Genomic DNA, 3,469 nt, shown 5'->3' with positions numbered 1-3,469 from the left:
AAACTGCTGGAAGAGATGGCGCAATAGCACAGGGAGCGGAGAGAATTTCATCTTTCCACTCCCTTTTTCTGCTCCTGTCTGGATTGTAAATCCTCCGTTTTGGAGCGGACAACGCGCATTGTTTTCGATATACTTACAGATGGTTAGATATGGCTAATCTTTAAGGAGGTGCAATCATGCAACAACCGCTTGACACAAGAACGAAGCTGCTGACCAAAAGCCCGTTTCCGCTGATGATAGAGCTGGCGATCCCCGCCGTCCTGGGCATGGTGGTCGTAGGGCTTTACAACATGATGGATTCCATCTTTGTCGGCCAGATGGTCGGAGATGTGCAGATGGGAGCCGTCTCCATGTCCTACCCGTTCACTCTTATCAACGCCGGTTCCGCCGCCATGATCGGCGTCGGTTCCGCTTCAGTGCTGTCCCGCGCTATCGGAAAGAAAGACCAGGACACAGTAAAGAAGATCATGGGCAATTTGGTTGCTATGGTGCTTCTGATGTCCGTGGTCTACATGGTGATCGGCATGGTATTCACCCGGCAGCTCTTATCCCTGACCGGGGCCAGCGACAACATCCTGACCTATGCAGAGAAGTATCTGCGGATCGTATTCGCCGGTTCCCTGTTCGTGAACTTCTTCCAGAGCGCCAATATGGTCATCCGTGGAGAGGGACAGTTGAAAAAGGCCATGACCATTATTGCCAGTGGCGCGATTCTCAACATCATCCTCGACCCTATTTTTATCACCATTCTCGAACCCCACGGCATGGGCATAGAGGCTGCGGCATACGCCACGATTCTCTCTCAGTTTATTCAGGCTGCTGTGACACTGTGGTACTTCAAAAAGAAAAGCCCCAATGTGAAAATCGGGCGCATCCGTATTGATGGGACACTGTTGCCGCAAGTCCTCGCCGTGGGCGTTTCCGCTCTGCTCATGCAGGTTTTGACCTTAGTTCAGCAGACGGTGATCTACCGCGTGGCATCCGTCTATGGCGGCGATACCTCCCAGCTTCTTTTGGGAGCGGCACTGCGGTTCTGGAATTTCTCGTTTGTACCGCTGTGGGGCATCAGCCAAGGATTCCAACCTGCCGCTGGTACAAACTACGGAGCAAAAGACTATGACCGGGTAAAAAAGCTGACGGGCGTATTCATCACCGCCGCCACGGTACTGTCCCTGGTGTTCTATATCCCTGTCGAACTGTTCCCGGATAAAATTTTGTCTATGTTCCTGACTACTCCGGGGATTGCAGAATCGGGAGCAACCAACTTCCGTATCATGTTCAGCACCTACATTCTGCAAGGCAGCTTTCTAATTGCTGTGACGCTGTTCCAGTCGCTGGGCAAGGCCAACAGAGCCACTTGGCTGGTGCTGTTCCGGCAGATTATCCTGTTCATCCCGCTGTGCGTACTGCTGCCGATAGTGGGCGGTATGGGTATCCGGGGCGTCTGGCTGGCGATTGCTCTGACGGACGCAATCCTGGTCGTTATCACGATTGCCATGATGCTCTCGGAGTTCCGTAAAATGCCCGCAACCTCCATTGTGGACAAGTAGGGAGGCCGATATGAAAAAATTATTATGCCCTCTGGCGATCCTCGCCGTTATTGGCGCTGCCGCATGGTGGCTGTGGGATCGTGTGATTTGGGGCAGTAAGTAAGCTGTTAGGAGATAAAGCAAATGAATATTCTTAGCGCGGTCAAGAATACCGCTTTTTCTGCCGCTGTTACCGCTACGCTCAACTATCTGGAGCAAGACCCGGAGCAGAACATTCCCAAAGCTATGGGCCTGATGGACAAGGTACTGCCTGACGGCTGGTATGAGGGCCAGCGGGCCGCTTTCCGTAAAGCCATTGAGGAAAAGGGCAACTGGTATCAGCTCCTTTTGAAAGCCTATCAACTGGATACGGGTGTCCGAAAGACGTTCTTCCAGAACTTCATCATCAATGCCTCTCTCAAAGGCGGTGCGTTGCAAGAGGAAATCCGTCAGCGGGAGGGCTGCAATATCCCCTGGGCAATCCTGCTTGACCCCACTTCCGCCTGCAATCTCCACTGTACCGGCTGCTGGGCGGCGGAGTACGGCCATAAGCTGAACCTGAGCCTTGAAACCATTGACAGCATCGTGCGCCAGGGCAAAGAGTTGGGAACATATATGTATATCTACACCGGCGGGGAGCCTATGGTGCGGAAGAAAGACCTGATTACCCTGTGTGAAATGCACCCCGACTGCGAGTTTCTCTCGTTCACCAACGGAACGCTGATTGACGAGGAATTTTGTCGGGAGATGCTGCGGGTCAAGAACTTCGTCCCGGCCATCAGTTTGGAGGGCTTTGAACAGGCCAACGATGGGCGGCGTGGACAAGGCGTATATGAGAAGGTACAGAACGCTATGCGGCTGCTGAAAGAGCATAAGCTCCCATTTGGCATTTCCACCTGTTATACCAGCGCCAACTACGAGGACATCAGCAGCGAAGCCTTCTTCGATATGATGATCGAGGCCGGGGCTATGTTTGTGTGGTTCTTCCACTATATGCCAGTGGGGAACGAGGCCGTCCCCGCTTTGCTGCCCTCGCCAGAGCAGAGGAAAGCAGTCTATGAGCGGGTGCGCCATTTCCGGGAAACGAAACCGATTTTCAGCATGGACTTCCAGAACGATGCCGAGTATGTGGGCGGCTGTATCGCCGGGGGCCGGAACTATCTGCATATCAACGCCGCTGGCGATGTGGAGCCGTGTGTATTCATCCACTACTCCAATGTGAACATCCACGATTGCAGTCTGCTGGATGCGCTGAAAAGCCCCCTCTTTATGGCCTACCATGACGGCCAGCCGTTTAATGAGAATATGCTGCGGCCCTGTCCCATGCTGGAGAACCCGGAAATTTTGCGGGATATGGTGAAGCGCACCGGGGCGAAATCCACTGATCTGCAATCGCCGGAATCCGTAGATCATCTTTGTGAGAAGTGTGATTCCTACGCGGCCTGCTGGCAAGGAATGGCGGATACGCTCTGGCAGAACTCGAAAGAAAAGTAACGTGATAAAAGGGCTGGTGCTTTGAAAGCACTGGCCCTTTGCACGTTTGAATAGACCATCCAAATGGTATATAATTACTGATTGGAGTTAAAAACCTACCAAATGGAGCGGTCTATTATGGAGAAAAAATATATAATCAAAGATGCCAGAAATACCCTGGCCCATCAGCTTGAAACCACTGGAATAACGGAGAAAACGCCTATGAGTGAAAGCCCTATTACAAACGCAAGGGGCCTGTCTGCGGCTATCCCGAAGGATAGCGAGGGATACTGCACTGTCTATAAGTTAGATTGCTCAGATGGCCTTGGGCTAATGACTGTCTATCAGGTCTATCCAGGCATCCAGCTTATTTACAACGACTTTGAGGCGGCAGGCTGTAAGTGGGATAGTGCGGTTGACAGCGACATTCTGGAAATCAACCATTGCCGCGAAGGACGGGAGGGGAG

The 3,469-nt window shown here is 52.5% G+C and carries 2 protein-coding genes and 1 pseudogene; all 3 read left to right on the top strand.

The genetic code is table 11. The features are described from left to right. Positions 1-176 precede the first annotated feature (176 nt). Complete coding sequence (locus JX325_RS13865) at positions 177-1,550, top strand: MATE family efflux transporter (RefSeq protein WP_204791681.1); 1,374 nt, start codon at positions 177-179, stop codon at positions 1,548-1,550. Between the two features lie 123 nt (positions 1,551-1,673). Beyond that, positions 1,674-3,023 (top strand): radical SAM protein, encoded by a 1,350-nt coding sequence (locus tag JX325_RS13860; protein ID WP_204791680.1) that lies wholly within the window; start codon positions 1,674-1,676, stop codon positions 3,021-3,023. A gap of 117 nt (positions 3,024-3,140) precedes the next feature. Next, a pseudogene (locus tag JX325_RS13855) lies at positions 3,141-3,469 on the top strand (AraC family transcriptional regulator); the annotation flags it as partial.

The sequence above is a fragment of the Oscillibacter sp. CU971 genome, assembly GCF_905219725.1.
Classification (GTDB): domain Bacteria; phylum Bacillota; class Clostridia; order Oscillospirales; family Oscillospiraceae; genus Oscillibacter.
The sequence above is the reverse complement of the archived record's forward strand: the minus strand, read 5'-3'. Positions and strand labels throughout refer to the sequence as shown.